The following is a 19313-nucleotide window of genomic DNA, read 5'->3' as shown; positions in this document are numbered from 1 at the left end:
CCGCAGGAGTGCGCCGGGGCCGTAGACTGCGCCGCATTTTGCCGTACCCCGAGATGACCCCGAGACTGCTGATCATTGGCTGCGGCGACGTCGGCCTGCGCGTGTTGAAGCTGCTGCAGGGGCGCTGGCGCGTCTATGCGCTCACGTCCAGCCCCGCGCGGGCGCCCGAGCTGCGGGCGGCGGGGGCGATCCCGCTGGTCGGCAATCTCGACGAGCCCGCCACGCTCGGCCGCCTGGCAGGCTTGGCGGACCGCGTGCTGCACCTGGCTCCGCCCGCGACCGAGGGCGCCCGCGACCGTCGGACCCAGCACCTGCTTGCCGCGCTCGCACAGCGGCCGCCCGAGGCCTTGGTGTACGCCAGCACCACCGGGGTCTATGGCGACTGTGGCGGCGCCTTCGTTGACGAGACGCGTGCGCCCAACCCCGGCACCGACCGTGCTCGCCGCCGCGTGGATGCCGAGGCGCAACTGCGAGCCTTCGGGCGGCGCCACGGCACGCGAGTCAGCCTGCTGCGCATCCCGGGCATCTACGCCCGCGACCGTGCCGGCGGGCATCCGCGCGAGCGCCTGGCCCGCGGCACGCCGGTGCTGCGCCGGGAAGACGACGTGTACACCAACCACATCCACGCCGACGACCTCGCGCTTGCCTGCGTGCTGGCCTTGCTGCGGGGGCGGGCGCAGCGGGCCGTCAATGTCTGCGACGACAGCCAACTGCTGATGGGCGACTACTTCGACCTGGCGGCCGAGCTGGCCGGCCTGCCGCCGCCGCAGCGCATCACGCGGGAAGAAGCCGCCGAGCGCATGAGCCCGATGCAGCTGAGCTTCTGGAGCGAGTCACGCCGGCTCGCCAACCGGCGCCTGAAGGCCGAGCTGCGGTTGCGCCTGCGCTACCCGACGCCCCGCGAGGGCTTGTAGCGCCTTCAGCCGCGCCGCCGCGGCGAGCGCCAGTGGCGGATGAGCAACCACGCGCCCAGCATGCCGCCCAGGTGGGCGAAGTGGGCAATGCCGCTGGTGCGGCTGAACCCGAGGATGAGCTCCAGGCCACCGAACACCGCGACAAAGACCTTGGCCTTCATCGGGATCGGCGGAATCAGCGGCACGATGATGCGGTTCGGAAACAGCATGCCGAAGGACAGCAGCAGCCCGAAGATCGCGCCCGAGGCGCCCACCGTCGGGGAACCCGAGCCGATGGCCCAGGTGAAGAGCAGTTGCACCACGGCCGCGCTGAGCGTGCTGGCCACCAGGATCTGCGTGTAGCGCTTCGGGCCCCACACCCGCTCCAGCTCGCCGCCGAGCATCCACAGGCCGAGCATGTTGAACAGCAGGTGGGTGAAGTCGCCGTGCAGGAAGGCGTAGGTGACGACCTGCCAGGGCATGAAGGCCCCCGAGGTCAGCGGCCACAGCTCGAACCAGAAGGCGAGGGCGGGGAAGAGCTCGAAGAGGCAGAAGAAGCCGACGCAGGCCAGCAGGAAGGCTTTGGTGACCGAGGGCAGCGGGGGCATGGGAGTCGGCGTGTTGCCCGGCATCGGGCGGTGCGCCGGAGGGGCCGGCGCTTGCTCGATCGAGTGTATGCCAGCGCGCGGCAGGGGCTGTTTCGTGTGGTGCCTCGGGCCGGACTCGAACCGGCACACCTTGCGGCGGGGGATTTTGAGTCCCCTGCGTCTACCGATTTCGCCACCGAGGCCCGTCGGAAACAGCTGCTCGCCATCACGGCGAGGGGCGGATTATGCACCGAGCAAGCCTGGGTGTTCGCACCGGCGGGCACAATCGTCGCCATGAACTACCCGACCCTCGAAGACGTCATTGGCGCCACGCCCCTGGTGCGGCTGCAGCGCCTGCTCGGCAACGACACCCGCGGCAATGTGGTGCTCGCCAAGCTGGAGGGCAACAACCCGGCCGGGTCGGTGAAGGACAGGCCGGCCATCAGCATGATCAAGCGCGCCGAGGAGCGCGGCGAGATCAAGCCCGGCGACACCCTCATCGAGGCCACGTCCGGCAACACCGGCATCGCGCTGGCGATGGCCGCCGCCATCCGCGGCTACCGCATGGTGTTGATCATGCCGGAGGACCTGTCCATCGAGCGGGCCCAGACCATGAAGGCCTTCGGCGCCGAGCTGATCCTCACGCCCCGCACCGGTGGCATGGAGTACGCCCGCGACCTGGCCGAGCAGATGGCCCGCGAGGGCAAGGGCCGGGTGCTCGACCAGTTCGCCAATGCCGACAACCCGCGCGTGCACTACGAAACCACGGGCCCAGAGCTCTGGAAGGACACCAACGGCCAGATCACGCACTTCGTGAGCGCCATGGGCACCACCGGCACCATCACCGGCACTTCCCGATTCCTGAAGGAGAAGAACCCGGCCGTGCGCATCATCGGCGCCCAGCCGGCCGAAGGCTCGCGCATCCCCGGCATCCGCAAGTGGCCCGAGGCCTACCTGCCCAAGATCTACGACCCGAGCGGCGTGGACGAACTGGTGCTGGTGAGCCAGAGCGATGCCGAGGACATGGCCCGGCGCCTGGCCCGTGAAGAAGGTCTGTTCGCCGGCATCTCGGCCGCGGGCGCCTGCTGGGTGGCGCTGCAGATCGCCCGGCGCGTGGAGAACGCGACGATTGCCTTCATCGTGTGCGACCGGGGCGATCGCTACCTGTCCACGGGCGTCTTCCCCGCATGACGGTGGACTACAAGTTCTGCCCGGTCTGCGCCACGCCGCTGGCCTGGATCACCGCGGCCGAGGATGGCGGGGACAAGGCCCGCCTGCGCTGCCCGGCCTGCGACTTCACGCATTGGAACAACCCGACGCCGGTGTTGGCTGCAGTCATCGAATGCGTGGACCAGGGCGGGCGGGTGCTGCTGGCCCGCAATGCCGCCTGGCCAGGGCGCTTCTTCGGACTCATCACCGGTTTCATGGAGGCGGGTGAAACGCCGGAGGAGGGCATCTGCCGCGAGATCGCCGAGGAGACCTCGCTGGCGGTGGATGCGGTGCAACTGCTGGGCGTCTGGGACTTCCAGCGCATGAACCAGATCATCATTGCCTACCACGCCCAGGCGCGCGGCGAGATCCGGCTGTCGCCTGAGCTGGCGGAATACAAGCTGCTGGCCCCCGAAGACGTGCGCTGCTGGCCGCAGGGCACGGGCCAGGCGCTGGCCACCTGGTTGCGCAGCCGCGGCATCGAGCCCAAATGGCTCGAACAGAAAGAGTGAGAATCCGGCGATGGACGTCCAACGCGAGATCGACACCCGGGGGCTGAACTGCCCGCTGCCCATCCTCAAGGCGAAGAAGGCGCTCGCCGAGCTGCAAAGTGGTGACCTGCTGCGCGTGGTCGCGACCGACCCCAGCTCCACCCGCGACTTCCAGGCCTTCGCCCGCCAGACGGGCAATGAACTCGTGGCCCAGGAAACCCGGGGCGACGAGTTCATTCACGTGCTGCGCCGGCGTTGAGCATGGCGGCCTGCCGGCCGCCGCACGCCTCAGAGCGAGAGACCCTGCAGGAACTCCCGGAAGCCCGGGCCCAGTTGCGGGTGAGCCAGCGCCAGCTCGACGTTGGCCTGCAGGAAGCCTTCCTTGCTGCCGCAGTCGTAGCGCTTGCCGTCGTAGCGGTAGGCGAACACCTTCTCGCGGCGCAGCAGGCCGGCGATGCCATCGGTGAGCTGGATTTCACCGCCCACGCCACGCGGCTGGTTGGCGATCTCGTGGAAGACACCCGGCGTCAGGATGTAGCGGCCCGCCACGCCCAGGCGTGACGGCGCGACTTCAGGCGCGGGCTTCTCGACGATGCGGTTCACGTCCATCAACTGGTCATTGACCTGGGTGCCGGCGACGATGCCGTAACGGCGGGTGTGCTCGGCCGGCACTTCCTGCACCGCGAGGATGGAGGCGCGCCAGTCGGCGAACTGCTCGACCATCTGCTTCAGGATGGGCGTTTCACCCACCATCAGGTCGTCGGCCAGCAGCACGGCGAAGGGCTCGTTGCCCACCAGGCGCTGACCGCACAGCACCGCATGGCCCAGGCCCAGGGCCTGCGCCTGGCGGACGTAGATGCACTCCATGTCGTCAGGCTTGACGCTGCGCACCACATCCAGCAGTTCCTGCTTGCCGGCCTGCTCCAGCGCGACCTCGAGCTCGAAGGTCATGTCGAAGTGATCTTCGATCGGCCGCTTGTGGCGGCCGGTCACGAAGATCATCTCGCGCACGCCGGCGGCGTAGGCCTCCTCGACGGCGTACTGGATCAACGGCTTGTCGACCACCGGCAGCATCTCCTTGGGCTGGGCCTTGGTGGCCGGCAGGAAGCGTGTGCCGAGCCCCGCGACCGGGAAGATGGCCTTGGTGATGGGCGACTTGGGCGAGGGGGTCATGAACGTAAACTCGTTTGGCGAAATGCGCGGTCATTCTGTCATGTGGGTATGACGTGTCTGCGTAGGACGCCCCCCTACATTCAACCCATGACCGTCCTGATCCTCGAACCCCTGGAAGCCGATGTCGTGCAGTGGCTGGCTGAGCGACACGATGCGCGCTTCGCGCCCGAGTTGGTGGGAGATACCGAGGCCCTGGCGGCCTCGCTGCGGGGCGTGCGGGCATTGATTGCGCCGCCGGAGGTGACGGTGGATGCCGAGCTGCTGCGCCGTGCGCGCGGGCTGCGCGCCATCGGCCGGGCCAGCGGCGGGGCTGACAACATCGATGCCGAGGCCTGCCGCAAGGCGGGGGTGGAAGTGGTGCGCTCGCAGGCCTCGACGGCCGGTGCGGAAGCGGAGTTCGCCATCGGCGCGCTGCTGAGCCTGTTGCGCCGCGTGCCCATCGAGGGCAGCGACGGCCTGAAGGTGGGGCGCGAACTGGGATGCTCGACCATCGGTCTGCTCGGCCTGGCGCCCGCCGCGCGGGTCACCACCCAGCTGCTCCAGGCCTTTGGCACGCGGGTCATCGGCTACGACCCCTCGCTGCACCCGAACGACGGCATCTGGGCGCGCTGGGGCATCGAGGTGGTGAGCCTGTCCGAGCTGATGGAACAGGCCGACGGCGTCGTGCTGATGCTGCCCTACTACGAACGCTATCGCGGCCTGCTGGGCGAGCGCCAGCTGGAGGCGGCACGGCCTGGCCAGGTGCTGGTGAGCCTGAGCCAGTCGGGCCTGGTGGACGAGCTGGCGCTGGCCCGCGCGCTGCGCACGGGCAAGCTGCGCGCGGCCTGGTTCGACTGCCTGGAGCCGGGCTGGCTGGAGTCGGGCCGCCCCCTGCATGGCATTGGATCGTTGCAGGTCACGCCGCGGCTGGCGGGGACGACCCGTGAGTCCCGGGTGCGTGCGGCCTGGGCCGTGGCGCGGGCCATCGACGAACTGCTCGGTGCGCCCACCCAGGCCAAGGGCCTGGGCAGCGAGCCGGTGATCGACTTCTACTGAAGCCGGCCAGGCCTTACTGAGGCGGCAGCCGCTTGAGCTGCTCCTGCAGCCGGGCCACCGTCTCCTTGAAGCCGGTCACGCGGGCGCGTTCCTGCTCCACCACGGCCGCGGGGGCGCGGGCCACGAAGCTCTCATTGCCGAGCTTGGCCTCGGCCTTGGTGATCTCGCCTTCCAGGCGCGTGATCTCCTTGGTCAGGCGGGCGCGTTCGGCCGCGACATCGATCTCCACCTTCAGGGCCAACTTGGCCGCGCCGTGCACCAGCACGGGTGAGGTGGCGCTTTGCTTCGCAAACTCGGCCTCGTCGGCGATCAGCTCGACGGCGCTGAGCTTGGCCAGCACCTTCAGCACAGCGGCGGCTTCGGTCAGGAAGGACAGGTCGCCGCCCACCAGCAGCGGCACGCGCTCGGCCGGGCTCAGGCCCATCTCGCTGCGCAGGCTGCGCGTGGTGCCGACGACGTCCTTGAGCTGCGCCACCCAGGCGTCAGCCGCGGCGTCGATGCGCTCGGGCTGGGCCACGGGGTAGGGCGCCTGGCCGATGAAGTCCACCGTCTTGCGGCCGGCAATGGGGGCCACGGCCTGCCACAGCTCTTCGGTGATGAACGGCGCGATCGGGTGCAGCAGGCGCAGCGTGGTTTCGAGCGTGCGGATCAGCGTGCGGCGCGTGGCGCGCTGCTGGCTTTCGTCGCCGGTCTGGATCTGCACCTTGGCGATTTCCAGGTACCAGTCGCAGTACTCGTCCCAGACGAAGCTGTAGATGGCATTGGCGACGTTGTCCAGGCGGTACTCGGCAAAGCCCTGGGCGACGGCGGCTTCCACCCGCTGCAGCTCGCTGGTGATCCAGCGGTCGGCCTGGCTGAAGGTGTTGTAGCCGGGCGGGCAGACGCCCTGTTCGTGCGCCAGGCCGCAGTCGTGGCCTTCGGTGTTCATCAGCACGAAGCGGGTCGCGTTCCAGAGCTTGTTGCAGAAGTTGCGGTAGCCCTCGCAGCGCTTGGTGTCGAAGTTGATGTTGCGGCCCAGCGTGGCGTAGCTGGCCATCGTGAAGCGCAAGGCGTCGGCGCCATAGGCCGGCATGCCCTCCGGGAACTCCTTCTTCACGCGCGCGGCCACCTTGGGTGCCGTCTCGGGCTTGCGCAGGCCCACCGTCGACTTGGCGGTCAGCGTGTCGAGGTCGCAGCCCTGGATGAGGTCGACCGGGTCGAGCACGTTGCCCTCGGACTTGCTCATCTTCTGGCCTTGCGAGTCGCGCACCAGGCCGTGGATGTAGACGTCCTTGAACGGCACCTTGCCGGTGAAGTGGGTCGTCATCATGATCATCCGGGCGACCCAGAAGAAGATGATGTCGTAGCCCGTGACCAGCACGGAGGAGGGCAGGAAGAGCTCCTGCTCCAGCGTCTGCTCGGGCCAGCCAAGCGTGGAGAAGGGCACCAGGGCGGAGGAGTACCAGGTGTCGAGCACGTCCGGATCGCGGGTGAGCTCGCCAAGGTAGCCGGCCGCCTTGGCCTTGGCGCGGGCTTCGTCCTCGCTGCGCGCCACGAACAGCTCGCCGCCCGTGCCGTACCAGGCCGGGATCTGGTGGCCCCACCACAGCTGGCGCGAGATGCACCAGTCCTGCAGGTTGTTCATCCAGTGGTTGTAGGTGTTGACCCACTGCTCCGGATGGAACTTCACCGCGCCGGTGTCGACCGCGGCGATGGCCTTGTCAGCGATGCTCTTGCCGTCCGCGCCGGGCTTGGTCACGGCGACGAACCATTGGTCGGTCAGCATCGGCTCGATGACCTGGCCGGTGCGCTCGCAGCGCGGCACCTGCAGCTTGTGCTTCTTGACCTCCACCAGCAGGCCTTGGGCCTCCAGGTCGGCGACGATCTTCTTGCGGGCGACGAAACGGTCCAGCCCGCGGTAGACCTCGGGGGCGTTCTCGTTGATCTTGGCCTGCAGGTCCAGCACCGAGATCATCGGCAGGTTGTGGCGCTGGCCCACCGCGTAGTCGTTGGTGTCATGCGCGGGCGTGACCTTGACGACGCCGGTGCCGAACTCGCGGTCGACGTAGTCGTCGGCGATGACCGGGATGTCACGGCCCGTCAGTGGCAGCTTCACGCGCTTGCCGATGAGCGCCGTGTAGCGCTCGTCCTCGGGGTGCACCATGACGGCCACGTCGCCCAGCAGCGTCTCGGGGCGGGTGGTGGCCACCACGACTTCGCCCGAGCCGTCCACCAGCGGGTAGCGGATGTGCCAGAGGAAGCCGTCTTCCTCCTCGCTCGCCACCTCCAGGTCGGACACGGCGGACTGCAGCACCGGGTCCCAGCTCACCAGGCGCTTGCCGCGGTAGATGAGGCCTTCTTCGAACAGGCGCACGAAGGTCTCGACCACCACCTTGGACAGCTTGTCGTCCATGGTGAAGTACTCGTGGCTCCAGCTTACCGAGTCGCCCAGGCGGCGCATCTGGCTGGTGATGGTGTTGCCGGACTCCTGCTTCCAGTCCCACACCCGGGCAACGAAGTTCTTGCGGCCCAGGTCGTGGCGGCTTTGGCCCGCGGCCTGCAGCTGACGCTCCACGACGATCTGGGTGGCGATGCCGGCGTGGTCGGTGCCAGGCACCCACAGCGTGTTGTGGCCGCGCATGCGGTGGTAGCGCGTCAGCGAGTCCATCACCGTCTGGTTGAAGGCGTGGCCCATGTGCAGCGTGCCGGTCACGTTGGGCGGCGGCAGCTGGATGCTGAAGGAGGGCTTGGCCGGGTCCAGCGTCGGCGCGTACAGGCCGGCGGATTCCCACGTGGGGCCCCAGTGGGCTTCCAGGGCGGCGGGTTCGAAGGACTTGGCGAGTTCGGTCACAGGCGGGATCTCGGCTGGCTCCGCGCGCGCGGAGCAGGGTCGTCGGGAGGTGGGCCGCGATTTTAGGGGCGCCGGGGTGACCGCCGGCACGCGGTGGCCGCGGCCGCTACATTGCGTGCCGCGTCCACCCCTTGCTTTCGCTGCCATGCCCTTCCTGCCTACACGCGCCCTGGCGGCGCTGCTCGCGGCCTTCGGCCTCCTCGTCACGCCAGCCTCGCGGGCTGAGTTCGCCATCCCTGGCTTCGAGCTGGTGCATACCGTGCCGGTGGAGACGCCCCTGGCCACGCCGGACCTGCGCGAGCCGGTCAAGGTCTGGCGGCAGATGTTCGACGCGGCCAAGGACGAGATCGTCATCGGCCAGTTCTACGTGGCTGGCCAGCCGGGCGAGCCGCTGGACACGGTGATCGAAGCTCTGGAGGCGGCTGCTGCGCGCGGGGTTCGCATCCGGTTCCTGATGGAGGCGCGGGGTGAGCGGATCTCCGACGCCGCGACCTTGGCGCGGCTGCGTGCCATCCGGGGGCTGGAGTTCCGCATCTTGGAGTTCGGCCGGCTGCAACCGGGCGGCATCATCCATGCGAAGTACTTCGTCGTGGATCGCCGAGAGGCCTTCGTCGGCAGCCAGAACTTCGACTGGCGTGCCCTCAAGCACATCCACGAGACGGGCCTGCGCATCACGGACGCGACCGTGGTGGCGCAAGTGCAGGCCATCTTCGAGCAGGACTGGCGCGCGCAGGCGCTGCTGGCTGCGGGCCAGCCGGTGCCGCCACAGGCGGCTGCCTCCGCGCCGGTCGACCTGAATCGCCCCGCCTTCCTACTGGCCAGCCCGCGCGCCTTCAACCCGCCGGGCGTGGGCGACTCGGAAGAGGCGCTGCCGCGCCTGCTGGCCCAGGCGCAGCGTGAAGTGCGGGTGCAGCTGCTCGACTACGCGCCGTTGAGTTACGCGAGTGGCCGGCGGCCCTTCTACGCCGTCATCGACAACGCGGTGCGGGCGGCAGCGGCGCGGGGCGTGCAGGTGAAGCTGATGGTGTCGAACTGGAACACCGAGGAACCCGCCATCCATCACCTGCAGAGCCTGGCTCTGCTGCCGGAGGTCGAGATCCGCATCGTCACGCTGCCCCGCGCGTCCAGCGGCTTCATCCCGTTCGCGCGCGTCATCCACACCAAGGCCATGACCATCGACGGCGAACTCGCCTGGGTGGGCACCAGCAACTGGATGGGCGGCTACCTGAACAACTCGCGCAACCTGGAGGTGGTGCTGCGCGACAAGGCCATGGCGGCCCGCGTGGCCGCGCTGCATGAGCAGCTCTGGAACTCGCCGTTCGCCGAGCGCATCGACATCAACCGGCGGTACCCGAAGCCGGCCAAGGGCGAGCCCACCGGCGGGTGATCCGGCGGCCGGGCTGAGCCGCTCAGGCCAGCTCGGGCGGCACCCGGTTGAACCAGGGCTGGGCTTCTTCCAGCTCGGCCGCGAGTTGCAGCAGCAGGCCTTCGCCGCCGGCTGGGGCATGGAACTGCACGCCCAGTGGCAAGCCGTCTGCCGTCCAGTGCAGGGGCAAGGAGATGGCAGGTGTGCCCGTCAGGTTGGCCAACTGCGTGAAGGGCACGTGGCGCAGGCTGTCGTTCGCCATCTTGCGGATCACGCCCTCCAGCAGGCCGGCCCGCTTGAGCAGCGTGATGAGACCGGTGGCGCGCAGCAGGTCCAGCATTGCGAGCTGCAGCGCGGGTGGGTCGCCTGTGCCGTGCAGCACGGGCGGTGAGGCCAGGGTGGGCGTCAGGTAGAGGTCGTAGCGGGCATGCAGCGCGCCCAGGGCGCGGTTGTCTTCGTTGCCGCGCAGCAGCGCCAGCGTCATGGCCTCGGCGCTGGTCGCACGGCCCAGTGTGCCGATCAGCCGGGTGAGCGGCTCGAAGTCACGCAGGCGGGCGCCTTGCGCCGTGGCCTGGCGGATCGTGGCTGCCACCTGGCCGAAGTAGATGTGCAGGTAGCTGTGCGCGAGTGCGCGTCCGTCCAGGTCAGGCTTGGCGGGCTCCACCTGATGGCCCAGCCGCCGCAGCAACTCGACGCTGCGTTCCACCGCCAGTCGGGCTTCGTCATGGACGGGCTCGCCGATGGGCGAGTCGGCGCTCCACGCGATGCGCAACCGCTTCAACGGCGCGCGCATGCGGGCCAGGAAGGGTGTGGCGGGCTGGGGCAGGGCGAACGGGTCGCCCGGTTCGGGGCCACTCAGCACGTCCAGCGCCAGGGCGGTGTCGCGCACACTGCGTGAGATCACGCCGTCGGTGCAGGCGCCGAACCAGACCTCCCCTTGAGCCGGCCCGGCCGAGACCCGGCCACGCGAGGGCTTGAGGCCCACCAGTCCGCAACAGGCCGCGGGGATGCGGATGGAGCCGCCCCCGTCGCTGCTGGCTGCCATAGGGACGACACCAGCCGCCACGGCCGCGGCCGAACCGCCGCTGCTGCCGCCGGGCGTTCGGCTCGGGTCCCAGGGGTTGCTCGTGCGGCCGAACGCTGCCGGGTCGGTCACGCCCTTGAGGCCCAGCTCCGGCGTGTTGGTCTTGCCGAAGACGACCCAACCCGCCGCCAGCAGCCGGCGCACGGTGTGCGCGTGCTGGCGCGGTGGCGGCAGGCTGGCGAGGGCGCGGCTGCCGTAGCTGGTGGGCACGCCGGCGTAGTCCTGGGTCACGTCCTTGATCAGGCCGGGCACACCGGCCAGTGGGCCGGGCTTGACGCCCGCCGCCACCTGGGCGCGGGCCTGGCCCTCCAGCAGCCGGCAGACCGGGTTGAGCCGCGGCTGCACCACCTGCAGCCGCGCCAGCGCCAGATCCAGCAGCCGGTCGGGGGTGACGCGGCCGGCCGCGACCGCCTCGGCCAGCGCAGTCGCGTCGCAGCGCCGGTAGGCGTCAAAGTCCATGACGCTGGGGCTCGTCACATGAAGAGGTGTTCGCCGGCGTTCTCACCGCCGAGGATCACGTAGTTCACCTTCTTCAGGTCGGCCAGCTGCGTGCCGCCGGCGTAGGAGATCGAGCTCTGAAGGTCTTCCTGCATCTCGCGCAGCGTGTCGGCCAGGCGTCCCTTCACGGGCTCCAGGATGCGCTTGCCTTCCACGTGGCGGTACTCGCCCTTGTTGAAGTCGCTGGCGGAGCCGTAGTACTCCTTGTAGCGCTTGCCGTCGACCTCGACGGTCTGGCCCGGTGAATCTTCATGGCCCGCGAACAGCGAGCCGATCATCACCATGCTGGCGCCGAAGCGCACGCTCTTGGCGATGTCGCCGTGGTGGCGGATGCCGCCGTCGGCCACGATGGGCTTGGTCGCCACGCGCGAGCACCACTTCAGCGCCGACAGCTGCCAGCCGCCGGTGCCAAAGCCCGTCTTGAGCCGCGTGATGCAGACCTTGCCCGGGCCCACGCCCACCTTGGTCGCGTCAGCGCCCCAGTTTTCGAGGTCGATGACGCCCTCGGGCGTGCCCACATTGCCGGCGATCACGAAGGCGTCGGGCAGGCGCTGCTTGATGTGGGCGATCATGCGCTGCACGCTTTCGGCATGGCCGTGCGCGATGTCGATGGTGAGGTAGTCGGCGCCGATGCCCTCGGCGGCGAGTTGGTCGACGAGCGCATAGTCGGCCGGCTTCACGCCCACGCTCAAGCTGACGAGCAGGCCCTTGGCGCGCATGGACCGGGCGTAGGCCAGGCTGTCCAGGTCGAAGCGGTGCATGACGTAGAAGTAGCCCTCCCGCGCCAGCATCTCGGTGATGGGTTCGTCCACCACCGTCTTCATGTTGGCAGGCACCACCGGCAGCTTGAAGCGGCGGGGGCCGAACTGCACCGAGGTGTCGCAGTCGGAGCGGCTTTCCACGCGGCACTTGCGGGGCAGCAGCAGGATGTTGTCGTAGTCGAAGATTTCCATGGTCCAGGTCGCATTGATCGGCGCGCGTTGGAGCAGTGCGCGCCTGGTCTGCGAGCGCTTGACTTGGCTCCGGCCGGTCCTCGGGGCGACGAGAGACCAAAAAAAACCGGACACCAAAATTTGGGCCCGGTGCCCGATTCTACGCGGGCAAGCCGGTCAGTGCCCGAAGAACTTCCGGTGGATGCGCCGGGTCGTCCACCACACGCCGCCCAGCACGAGCGGGATCGCCGCGCCCGCCGCCAGCTCGGGCTGCACCGGCAGCCAGCCCTCGGTCTTCAGGGCCTTGAAGGCATACAGCAGCAGGCTGACCACGTAGTAGGTGATGGCCGCGATCGACAGGCCCTCCACGGTCGCCTGCATGCGCAGCTGGGTGCGTTGGCCGTCGCTGAGTTGGGCGAGCAGCTGCTGGTTCTGCGTCTCCGTGGCGATGTCCACCCGGGTGCGCAGCAAGGCGCTGGCGCGTGAGATGCGTTGGGACAGCCCGGCCAACCGTTGCGCGGTGGCCTGCACGGTGGCGATGGCGGGCGACAGCCGCCGCTGCATGAACTCGCCCAGGGTCTGCGTGCCGGCCACCTTGCCCTCGTGCAGCTCGTCCAGCCGGGCCTGCACGATGGCGTGGTAGGCCTGGGTGGCGGTGAAGCGGTATTGATGCTCGGCCGTGGCGTGTTCGATGCGGGCCGCGGTGGAGATCAGGTCGTCCAGCAGCTCCGCCTCCGACGCGCCGCGTTGCTCCAGCCGGGCTGTGATGGTGGCGAGACGGGACTCGACCTCCGCGAGCGTCGGCGCCAGCATCTTGGCCACGGGCAGGCCGCGCAGGGCCATCAACCGGTAGGTTTCGAGCTCCAGCAGCCGCTGGCAGATGCGGCCGGCGCGTGTCTGCGGCGTGCCGGGCTCGGCCAGCACCACCAGGTGCTCGAAGCCCGAGGCACGCAGGCAGAAGTCGGTCACCACCAGCGAATGCCCACCCATGGTGGAGGCCACCACGGCATGCTCGCCGAACCAGGCCCGGGCCTCGGCCAGCGCGCTGGGCGCAAACGTCAGCGGCCGCTCGATCATCACCAGCTTGATCGCCGCAAAGGTGCGCCCCGGGATGCGCGCGAGCCAGTCGGGCGCCACGCGCAGGGCCAGGCTATCCAGCGTCTGGGCGCCGGGCTCGGCATCGGCGGGCAGCGACTGCACCACCGCGTAGCGCGTGAACTCGGCATGCCGCTCCCACTTCAGCGAGAACTCGCCGCAGCGCAGGCGCAGGAAATTGGCCTGCAGGGCCTCCGCGCCCAGGTCGTGCTGCCCTGGGAGGCGGCGCAGGTGGGCATGCTCGTCGGCCCGGCTCACGCCGTCGTTGAGGACGGCCACATGCACGATCAGCGCCGGCAGGCGGATACGGGCCGGCGGCCGGGCGTGCACTTCGTTGTGCAGCGCCAAGCGCAGCGGGTCGTCCGGCGGCAGGAGATGGTCTTCGTGCATGGCGTGGGGCCTGGCGGTGGCTGGGGCCCCAGGCTAGTGCCTGGCGCCTGCACCAGCGTGGGTCGATAAACTGGCAGCCTTCGTACATCAGCAGCGGCGGCTTGTCGCCGACACCATGCAAACATCATTCCCAGCCGTCGTCATCAGCGGCACCGGCCTGTACCAGCCGCCGCACGTCATCACCAACGCGGAGCTGGTGGCGGCCTTCAACGCCTACGCCGACCAGCAGAACGCCGCCCATGCCGACGCCATCGCCCGCGGCGAGCGCCAGCCGATGACGCACTCCAGCGTCGAGTTCATCGAGAAGGCGTCCGGCATCAAGCAGCGCTACGTCATCGAGAAGGACGGCGTGCTGGACCCGGCGCGCATGTACCCGCGCTTCAAGCCGCGTGGCGATGACGAGCTGTCGCTAATGGCCGAGATCGCGGTCGATGCCGCGCAGAAGGCGCTGGCCCAGGCGGGCAAGACCGGCGCCGACATCGACGCCGTGCTTTGTTCGAGTGCCAACATGCAGCGCGCCTACCCCGCCATGGCGGTCGAGATCCAGCAGGCGCTGGGCGCCGGCGGCTACGGGTTCGACATGAACGTGGCCTGTTCATCGGCCACCTTTGCGCTGGAGCAGGCCTTCAACGCCGTGCGCACCGGGGCGTCGAAGTGCGTGCTGGTGGTCAACCCCGAGATCACCTCAGCCCACCTGGAGTGGCGTGACCGCGATTGCCACTTCATCTTCGGCGACGTGTGCACGGCGCTCATCGTCGAGCGCGCCGACACCGCCACGGGTCCGGACCAGTGGGAGATCCTGGGCACGCAGCTGGCGACGCAGTTCAGCAGCAACATCCGCAACAACTTCGGCTTCATGAACCGCGCCGAAGACCGCGACCCCGAAGCCCGTGACTTGACCTTCTACCAGGAGGGCCGCAAGGTCTTCAAGGAGGTAGTGCCCATGGCCGCCGCGCACATCGAGACCCACCTCGGCAAGCTGGGCCTGGAGCCGACGCAGATGCGCCGCTTCTGGCTGCACCAGGCCAACCAGGGCATGAACCAGCTCGTCATCAAGAAGCTCGTGGGCGCCGATGCCGGCGACGACGTGGCGCCGCTCATCCTCAACGAGTACGCCAACACCGCGTCCGCCGGCTCCATCATCGCCTTCCACCATCACCGTGCCGACCTGCAGCCGGGCGATGCGGGCGTGATCTGCTCCTTCGGCGCCGGCTATTCGATCGGCAGCGTCGTCGTCAAGAAGCGCTGAGCCGCGCGCTCGCGGCTCAGTAACGCAGCGAGAGCCCGACGGTCCACGACCAGTCGGGCGCGTTGCGGTTCAGGCCGCGCGACACGGCGGCATCGATCTGCACATCGTTGGACAGCAGGTAGGCGATGCCCATGTCCAGCGTGGTCACGCTGCCGCCATGACGGGCAGCGGCCAGCTGCTCGCCGGACAATTCCACGAACACCCGCGTGCGGTCGCCCAGCGACTTGCCCACCACGGCCGCCAGGATGCCGCCGGTGAAGTGCCGGCCGGCCTCGTCGCGGTCTCGGTACAGGCCGGGCATCACGCCCAGCGACCACCCCCCGGCGAACTCCCATTCCGCCACCATGCGCAGGGAAGGCCGCACGCCCTGGCCACGAAACGGCCCCGAGCCGGTGTCGGCATCCAGGTGAAAGAGCCAGCCCAGGCCCGGCGTGCCCGTGGCCTCGTCGCCATCGCGCTGGTGCCACTTCAGGCCGAAGGACAGATCCGACCAGCCCCGCTCGCGCGTGCGCGCGCTGCCGTCGTCGGTGGTCAACCGCATGCGGCCGTCGGTCTCCAGGCGCAGCTCCCAGGCATCGGCGATGCCCAGGCGCAGCAGGGTGGGCGTGCTGGTCTCGCGCGTCTTCAGGCTGCCCTGGCGGTCGCGCGCCCAGGCCAGGCTGGTTTCCAGCTGCACGCGGCCCTTGCCGACCACGTCGCTCGACTCCACGAAGTCCGGCCGGTCGGTGGCGATCGGCTCATCTTCGGCGCTGGCCAGCCGAGGCAGGGCCAGCAGCAGGCAGAGGAGGGCAGTCCAGGCTTTCATGGTCGTCTCCCGTTGCGCGCGGCGCGTTGGCGTTGTGCTGCGACTCTAGCCAAGGCGCCGCCTCACGGGGGCGGTCGGGCAGGTCGGGATCGTGACGCCTGCATCAGGCCTTGCGCTATCGTGCCGCCCCATGAGTGAACTGAGCTTCTTCTGGCACGACTACGAAACCTTCGGCCGCGTGCCCCGCCGCGACCGCCCCGCCCAGTTCGCCGGCCTGCGCACCGATGCCGAACTGAACGAGGTCGGCGAGCCGTTGATGCTGTATTGCCAACCCTCGCCGGACTACCTGCCTGACCCCGAGTCCTGCCTGCTCACCGGCATCCTGCCCCAGCACTGCCAGGAGCGCGGCGTGCCCGAGCATGAGTTCGCCGCCGCCATCGAGACCGTGCTGGCGCTGCCGGGCACCGTGGGTGTGGGCTACAACTCCATCCGCTTCGACGACGAGGTCACGCGTCATCTCTTCTGGCGCAACCTCATCGACCCCTACGGCCGCGAGTGGCAGAACGGCTGCGGGCGCTGGGACCTGCTGGACGTGGTGCGCTGCGCCTATGCGCTGCGTCCTGACGGCCTCGAATGGCCCAAGCACGACGACGGCCGCCCCAGCTTCAAGCTCGAACACCTGACCGCCGCCAACGGCCTGGCGCACGAGGCGGCGCACGATGCCCTGTCGGACGTGCGCGCCACCGTCGCCCTGGCGCGCAAGCTGCGCAACGCCCAGCCCAAACTCTGGGACTTCTGCCTCAAGCTGCGCAGCAAGCAGGCCGTGTGGGACGAGATCGGCGTGGGCAAGCCCTTCCTGCACATATCCGGCATGTACGGCCCGGAGCGCGGCTGCATCGCGCTCGTGTGGCCGCTGGCGCCGCACCCGACAAACAAGAACGAGCTCATCGTCTGGGACTGCGCCAGCGCGCCCGACGAGCTGCTCACGTTGAACGCCGCCGCCATCCGCGAGCGCATGTTCACCAAGCAGGACGCCCTCCCGGAAGGCGTGACACGGCTGCCCATCAAGACCATCCACGTCAACAAGAGCCCGATCGTGATCGGCAACCTCAAGACGCTCAGCCCGGCGATGGCCGAGCGCTGGGGCTTTGACCTGGAGGCCCAGCTGGCCCATGCCCGTGCGCTGGCCGACAAGGGGCGCCTGCTGGACGGTCTGTGGCCTGAAGTGTTCCAGCGCGAGCCCTTCGAGGCCTCGGACGTCGACGAAGACCTGTACGGCGGATTCATCGGCACCGAAGACCGCCGCTCGCTGAACCGCGTGCGCGGCATGACGCCCGAGCAGCTCACCGAGCGCGCGAGCCAGGGCAAGCTGGCCTTCCAGGACGCCCGGCTGGATGAACTGGTCTTCCGCTGGCGCGCGCGCAACTTCCCGGCCAGCCTGTCGGCCGAGGAGGCCGAGCGCTGGCAGGCCCACTGCGCCGCCCGCCTGCACGAAGGCGAGGGCGGTGCGCAGACGCTGGCCGTCTTCATGGAGCGCATCGACCAGCTCGGCGAGACCGCCGAGGACGAGCGCAGCCAGGAGATCCTTGGGGCGCTGTACGACTATGCGGAGCAGATTGCGCCCTGAGCGACGGGGCGCTCAACAGGTCGGCACGGCAATCGCATTCAGCAGGTTGGCCGAAATGCGAGCCTCGTTGAAGGCGATGTCGGCAAACAGCCCCGTCACGGCGGCCAGGTAGGCGGCGTAGCCCCAGCCGACGTAGGTGCCGAACACCAGCGTGTGCAGCCAGTCCTGCTTGAACAGGTAGAACCCGCCAACGACCACGGCAGCGCTGAGTACCGTGGCAGCAACGAGCATGAGCTGGGGTGTCGTCGGGCGGCGCCAGAGGCACAGGCTGCCCAGCAGAAGCAAGCAGAGCGCGTTCACGGCCGAGAAGATGCGCAGCTCTTGCAGCAGTTGCGCCCGCGTCGTGGCGTAGCCATGCTCGATCCAGTCGGTCAGCCGTGCTTCGGCGTCCCGGAGCGTGTCGAGGTGAGCTTCAGCCGCTTCCTGAAGCCTGCGTGCGAGTCGCTTTCGGCACTCGCAGTCGGCCTTGAGCATGTCGGCCACCAGGTTGGCGACGCGTCGGGGCACCTGTTGTCGCAACGCGGCTTCGGCAGCGGCTGCCTCGGCGGAGGTCTTTTCGAGCGCCTTGCGTGCGAGGCCTGCAAGTCGGGTGTCCGACAGGGCGTCGATGCGTGCGCCGACACGGCGCTCGACCTCGAGCTGGATCGCATCGCGTGCCAGGCGTTCAATGGTCAGCGGCGCGGCATAGGAGACGAAGAGCAGGCCGCCGAACAGGGCCAGCCCGGCCGCACAGAGCGCCAGCAGGGCCCTGTGCCAACCGTCGAGCCCAGCAAGCCTCATTGCCGCTTCAGGTACTTGTCCCTCAGCGCCGTCTGGCGGTCTGTCAGTTCGACCTCGCGGCCCTGCATGAAGACGCGCTCGATCCGGGTGCTGGGTTCCAGCGGGTCGCCATCGGCGACGAAAAGCGTGGCGAGCTTGCCGACTTCCAGCGAGCCGAGCTTGTCGGCCACGCCGAGGATCTGCGCGGGGTAGAGCGTGACCGACTTCAGGGCCTCATCGTCCGACAGGCCGAAGGCCCGAGCATGCGCGGCCTCGAAGGGCAGGTTGCGGGCGTTGGACGAGTCGCGCCCACCTTCGGCGATGCAGTAGCGCACGCCGGCGGCTGCCAGCTTGGCCGGGAGGCTGAACAGCGCGTCGGGCGGGTCATCGCGCCGCATGGGCAGGCGCAGCAGGCCGTCGATGATGACCGGCACGTTGCGTTCGCGCAGCGTGTCGGCCACGCGCCAGGCGTCGGCGCCGCCGTTGATGATGAGCTTCAGGCCGTGGCGGGCGGCGAAGTCCAGCGCGAAGCGGATCTGCGCCAGGTCGTCGGCGTGCATGACGACGGGCCGTGCGGGCGTGGCGCCGGCGCTGGCCGGCAAGACGGGGCGCATGGCTTCCCAGCGGGTGTCGACCTGGGTGGCTGGATCGGCCGCGCGGGCCAGCGCATAGGCCTTGGCCGACTCGAAGGCGTCGTCCAGCAGCTTCAGGCGCAGCTCGGTCGAGCGGCGGATCTCGGCCAGGCGGGCTTCGGGCTGGGTGGGAAAGAGGGCGCTGTTCAGGCGCATCCGCGGCACGACGATGTGCAGGCCGAACTCGGGCACCAGGGCCATGTCCTGCCAGTTCCAGCCTTCCAGCTGCAGCAGGGCGGAGGTGCCGGCGATCAGCCCGGTGCGGCCGGCCTCGGGCACGGACAGCGCGGTCAGCACGCCGCCGCCGCGCGTGACCGGCAGCAGTTCGCTGTCGGCGTTGAAGGCCACGAGCGCGCGCGCATTGGGGCTGAGCGGCCCGGTCTCCGCGGTGTCGGTAGAAGCGTTGACCGCGCGGATCTCGGCCAGCCCGAGGCTGGTGCTGGCCGCCACCATGCCGGGGTACACGTGTCGGCCGCCGAGGTCGATGACGCGGGCGCCGGCCGGCGCGGCCAGGTCACTGCCGCCGAGGGCGCGAATCTTGCCGCCCTCGATGAGCAGGCTGCCCCCGGCGACGACCGGGCCCGTGACGGGGTGCAGCGTGGCATTGCGCAGCAGCAGCGGCTCGCGCTGGGGCGGCGGTGGCGTGTTGGGGGTGGCCAGCGCCCAGGGCGCCGCCAGGGTGAGCGACAGCAGGCAGGTGAGCAGAGCAGGCTTCATG

At 69.6% G+C, this 19313-nt stretch carries 17 protein-coding genes and 1 tRNA gene; 8 read left to right on the top strand and 10 right to left on the bottom strand.

Going from position 1 to position 19313, the window contains the following annotated elements:
• Positions 1-53 precede the first annotated feature (53 nt).
• Positions 54-914 (top strand): SDR family oxidoreductase, encoded by an 861-nt coding sequence (locus CDO81_RS02520; protein WP_241516817.1) that lies wholly within the window; start codon positions 54-56, stop codon positions 912-914.
• Positions 915-919: 5 nt separating this feature from the next.
• Here the strand turns inward: CDO81_RS02520 and CDO81_RS02515 are convergent, their stop codons facing one another.
• Together CDO81_RS02515 and CDO81_RS02510 are read right to left on the bottom strand one after the other, a co-directional pair.
• Positions 920-1501 carry a rhomboid family intramembrane serine protease gene (locus CDO81_RS02515; RefSeq protein WP_088482415.1) on the bottom strand — a complete coding sequence of 194 codons (582 nt, stop codon included), beginning with the start codon at positions 1499-1501 and terminating at the stop codon, positions 920-922.
• 97 nt (positions 1502-1598) lie between these two features.
• Positions 1599-1683: transfer RNA gene (locus CDO81_RS02510), tRNA-Leu, on the bottom strand.
• A 91-nt stretch (positions 1684-1774) separates the two neighbouring features.
• Here CDO81_RS02510 and cysM point away from each other — a divergent pair.
• The 3 genes from cysM to CDO81_RS02495 are packed head-to-tail and all read left to right on the top strand — an operon-like array spanning position 1775 to position 3439.
• Positions 1775-2671, top strand: coding sequence for a cysteine synthase CysM (gene cysM / locus CDO81_RS02505; RefSeq protein WP_088481566.1), 897 nt, complete (start codon positions 1775-1777; stop codon positions 2669-2671).
• A complete protein-coding gene (locus CDO81_RS02500) occupies positions 2668-3201 on the top strand; it encodes an NUDIX hydrolase (protein ID WP_088481565.1) in 534 nt (177 codons plus the stop codon). The genes cysM and CDO81_RS02500 overlap by 4 nt, the downstream gene beginning before the upstream one ends.
• A 10-nt stretch (positions 3202-3211) precedes the next feature.
• Positions 3212-3439: a sulfurtransferase TusA family protein gene (locus tag CDO81_RS02495; protein WP_088481564.1), complete on the top strand. Its 228-nt coding sequence runs from the start codon at positions 3212-3214 to the stop codon at positions 3437-3439.
• Positions 3440-3468: 29 nt separating this feature from the next.
• On the opposite strand, the gene galU is transcribed toward CDO81_RS02495, so the two are convergent.
• The gene (gene galU, locus CDO81_RS02490; protein ID WP_088481563.1) at positions 3469-4353 is read right to left on the bottom strand and encodes a UTP--glucose-1-phosphate uridylyltransferase GalU; all 885 of its coding nucleotides are present in this window, start codon (positions 4351-4353) and stop codon (positions 3469-3471) included.
• Between the two features lie 87 nt (positions 4354-4440).
• Here galU and CDO81_RS02485 point away from each other — a divergent pair, with 87 nt between their 5' ends.
• Positions 4441-5388: an NAD(P)-dependent oxidoreductase gene (locus CDO81_RS02485; RefSeq protein ID WP_088481562.1), complete on the top strand. Its 948-nt coding sequence runs from the start codon at positions 4441-4443 to the stop codon at positions 5386-5388.
• Between the two features lie 13 nt (positions 5389-5401).
• Here CDO81_RS02485 and CDO81_RS02480 read toward each other — a convergent pair whose 3' ends face one another.
• A complete protein-coding gene (locus tag CDO81_RS02480; protein WP_088481561.1) occupies positions 5402-8218 on the bottom strand; it encodes a valine--tRNA ligase in 2817 nt (938 codons plus the stop codon).
• A 145-nt stretch (positions 8219-8363) separates the two neighbouring features.
• Here CDO81_RS02480 and CDO81_RS02475 point away from each other — a divergent pair, with 145 nt between their 5' ends.
• On the top strand, positions 8364-9605 hold the full coding sequence (locus tag CDO81_RS02475; RefSeq protein WP_088481560.1) for a phospholipase D-like domain-containing protein: 1242 nt from the start codon (positions 8364-8366) through the stop codon (positions 9603-9605).
• A 22-nt stretch (positions 9606-9627) separates the two neighbouring features.
• Here the strand turns inward: CDO81_RS02475 and CDO81_RS02470 are convergent, their stop codons facing one another.
• The 3 genes from CDO81_RS02470 to CDO81_RS02460 all read right to left on the bottom strand — a co-directional run bounded on the left by CDO81_RS02470 (position 9628) and on the right by CDO81_RS02460 (position 13583).
• Positions 9628-11127 carry an amidase gene (locus CDO81_RS02470; RefSeq protein ID WP_088481559.1) on the bottom strand — a complete coding sequence of 500 codons (1500 nt, stop codon included), beginning with the start codon at positions 11125-11127 and terminating at the stop codon, positions 9628-9630.
• Between the two features lie 14 nt (positions 11128-11141).
• On the bottom strand, positions 11142-12119 hold the full coding sequence (locus tag CDO81_RS02465) for a GMP reductase (protein ID WP_088481558.1): 978 nt from the start codon (positions 12117-12119) through the stop codon (positions 11142-11144).
• Positions 12120-12275: 156 nt separating this feature from the next.
• Positions 12276-13583 carry a DUF3422 family protein gene (locus tag CDO81_RS02460; RefSeq protein ID WP_088481557.1) on the bottom strand — a complete coding sequence of 436 codons (1308 nt, stop codon included), beginning with the start codon at positions 13581-13583 and terminating at the stop codon, positions 12276-12278.
• A gap of 115 nt (positions 13584-13698) precedes the next feature.
• On the opposite strand from CDO81_RS02460, the gene CDO81_RS02455 reads away from it, so the two are divergent.
• Complete coding sequence (locus CDO81_RS02455; protein WP_088481556.1) at positions 13699-14832, top strand: beta-ketoacyl-ACP synthase III; 1134 nt, start codon at positions 13699-13701, stop codon at positions 14830-14832.
• A 16-nt stretch (positions 14833-14848) separates the two neighbouring features.
• Here the strand turns inward: CDO81_RS02455 and CDO81_RS02450 are convergent, their stop codons facing one another.
• Positions 14849-15637 (bottom strand): transporter, encoded by a 789-nt coding sequence (locus CDO81_RS02450; protein WP_088481555.1) that lies wholly within the window; start codon positions 15635-15637, stop codon positions 14849-14851.
• 130 nt (positions 15638-15767) lie between these two features.
• Between CDO81_RS02450 and sbcB the strand changes: the two genes are divergently transcribed.
• Positions 15768-17204 carry an exodeoxyribonuclease I gene (gene sbcB, locus CDO81_RS02445; RefSeq protein WP_088481554.1) on the top strand — a complete coding sequence of 479 codons (1437 nt, stop codon included), beginning with the start codon at positions 15768-15770 and terminating at the stop codon, positions 17202-17204.
• A gap of 12 nt (positions 17205-17216) precedes the next feature.
• Here sbcB and CDO81_RS02440 read toward each other — a convergent pair whose 3' ends face one another.
• A complete protein-coding gene (locus CDO81_RS02440; protein ID WP_088481553.1) occupies positions 17217-17984 on the bottom strand; it encodes a hypothetical protein in 768 nt (255 codons plus the stop codon).
• Complete coding sequence (locus CDO81_RS02435) at positions 17981-19312, bottom strand: amidohydrolase family protein (protein WP_088481552.1); 1332 nt, start codon at positions 19310-19312, stop codon at positions 17981-17983. The genes CDO81_RS02440 and CDO81_RS02435 overlap by 4 nt, the downstream gene beginning before the upstream one ends.
• Position 19313 lies beyond the last annotated feature (1 nt).

The sequence above is a fragment of the Roseateles puraquae genome (assembly GCF_002205845.1).
Classification (GTDB): domain Bacteria; phylum Pseudomonadota; class Gammaproteobacteria; order Burkholderiales; family Burkholderiaceae_C; genus Pelomonas; species Pelomonas puraquae.
The sequence above is the reverse complement of the archived record's forward strand: the minus strand, read 5'-3'. Positions and strand labels throughout refer to the sequence as shown.

Bases quoted from the DNA above. Each gene is read 5' to 3' on its own strand.
- CDO81_RS02515 (WP_088482415.1), bottom strand. From the start codon at position 1,501: ATGCCCCCGCTGCCCTCGGTCACCAAAGCCTTCCTGCTGGCCTGCGTC.
- CDO81_RS02465 (WP_088481558.1), bottom strand. From the start codon at position 12,119: ATGGAAATCTTCGACTACGACAACATCCTGCTGCTGCCCCGCAAGTGC.
- CDO81_RS02440 (WP_088481553.1), bottom strand. From the start codon at position 17,984: ATGAGGCTTGCTGGGCTCGACGGTTGGCACAGGGCCCTGCTGGCGCTC.
- CDO81_RS02450 (WP_088481555.1), bottom strand. From the start codon at position 15,637: ATGAAAGCCTGGACTGCCCTCCTCTGCCTGCTGCTGGCCCTGCCTCGG.
- CDO81_RS02500 (WP_088481565.1), top strand. From the start codon at position 2,668: ATGACGGTGGACTACAAGTTCTGCCCGGTCTGCGCCACGCCGCTGGCC.
- CDO81_RS02460 (WP_088481557.1), bottom strand. From the start codon at position 13,583: ATGCACGAAGACCATCTCCTGCCGCCGGACGACCCGCTGCGCTTGGCG.
- cysM (WP_088481566.1), top strand. From the start codon at position 1,775: ATGAACTACCCGACCCTCGAAGACGTCATTGGCGCCACGCCCCTGGTG.
- CDO81_RS02485 (WP_088481562.1), top strand. From the start codon at position 4,441: ATGACCGTCCTGATCCTCGAACCCCTGGAAGCCGATGTCGTGCAGTGG.
- CDO81_RS02435 (WP_088481552.1), bottom strand. From the start codon at position 19,312: ATGAAGCCTGCTCTGCTCACCTGCCTGCTGTCGCTCACCCTGGCGGCG.
- galU (WP_088481563.1), bottom strand. From the start codon at position 4,353: ATGACCCCCTCGCCCAAGTCGCCCATCACCAAGGCCATCTTCCCGGTC.
- sbcB (WP_088481554.1), top strand. From the start codon at position 15,768: ATGAGTGAACTGAGCTTCTTCTGGCACGACTACGAAACCTTCGGCCGC.
- CDO81_RS02495 (WP_088481564.1), top strand. From the start codon at position 3,212: ATGGACGTCCAACGCGAGATCGACACCCGGGGGCTGAACTGCCCGCTG.
- CDO81_RS02475 (WP_088481560.1), top strand. From the start codon at position 8,364: ATGCCCTTCCTGCCTACACGCGCCCTGGCGGCGCTGCTCGCGGCCTTC.
- CDO81_RS02470 (WP_088481559.1), bottom strand. From the start codon at position 11,127: ATGGACTTTGACGCCTACCGGCGCTGCGACGCGACTGCGCTGGCCGAG.
- CDO81_RS02520 (WP_241516817.1), top strand. From the start codon at position 54: ATGACCCCGAGACTGCTGATCATTGGCTGCGGCGACGTCGGCCTGCGC.
- CDO81_RS02455 (WP_088481556.1), top strand. From the start codon at position 13,699: ATGCAAACATCATTCCCAGCCGTCGTCATCAGCGGCACCGGCCTGTAC.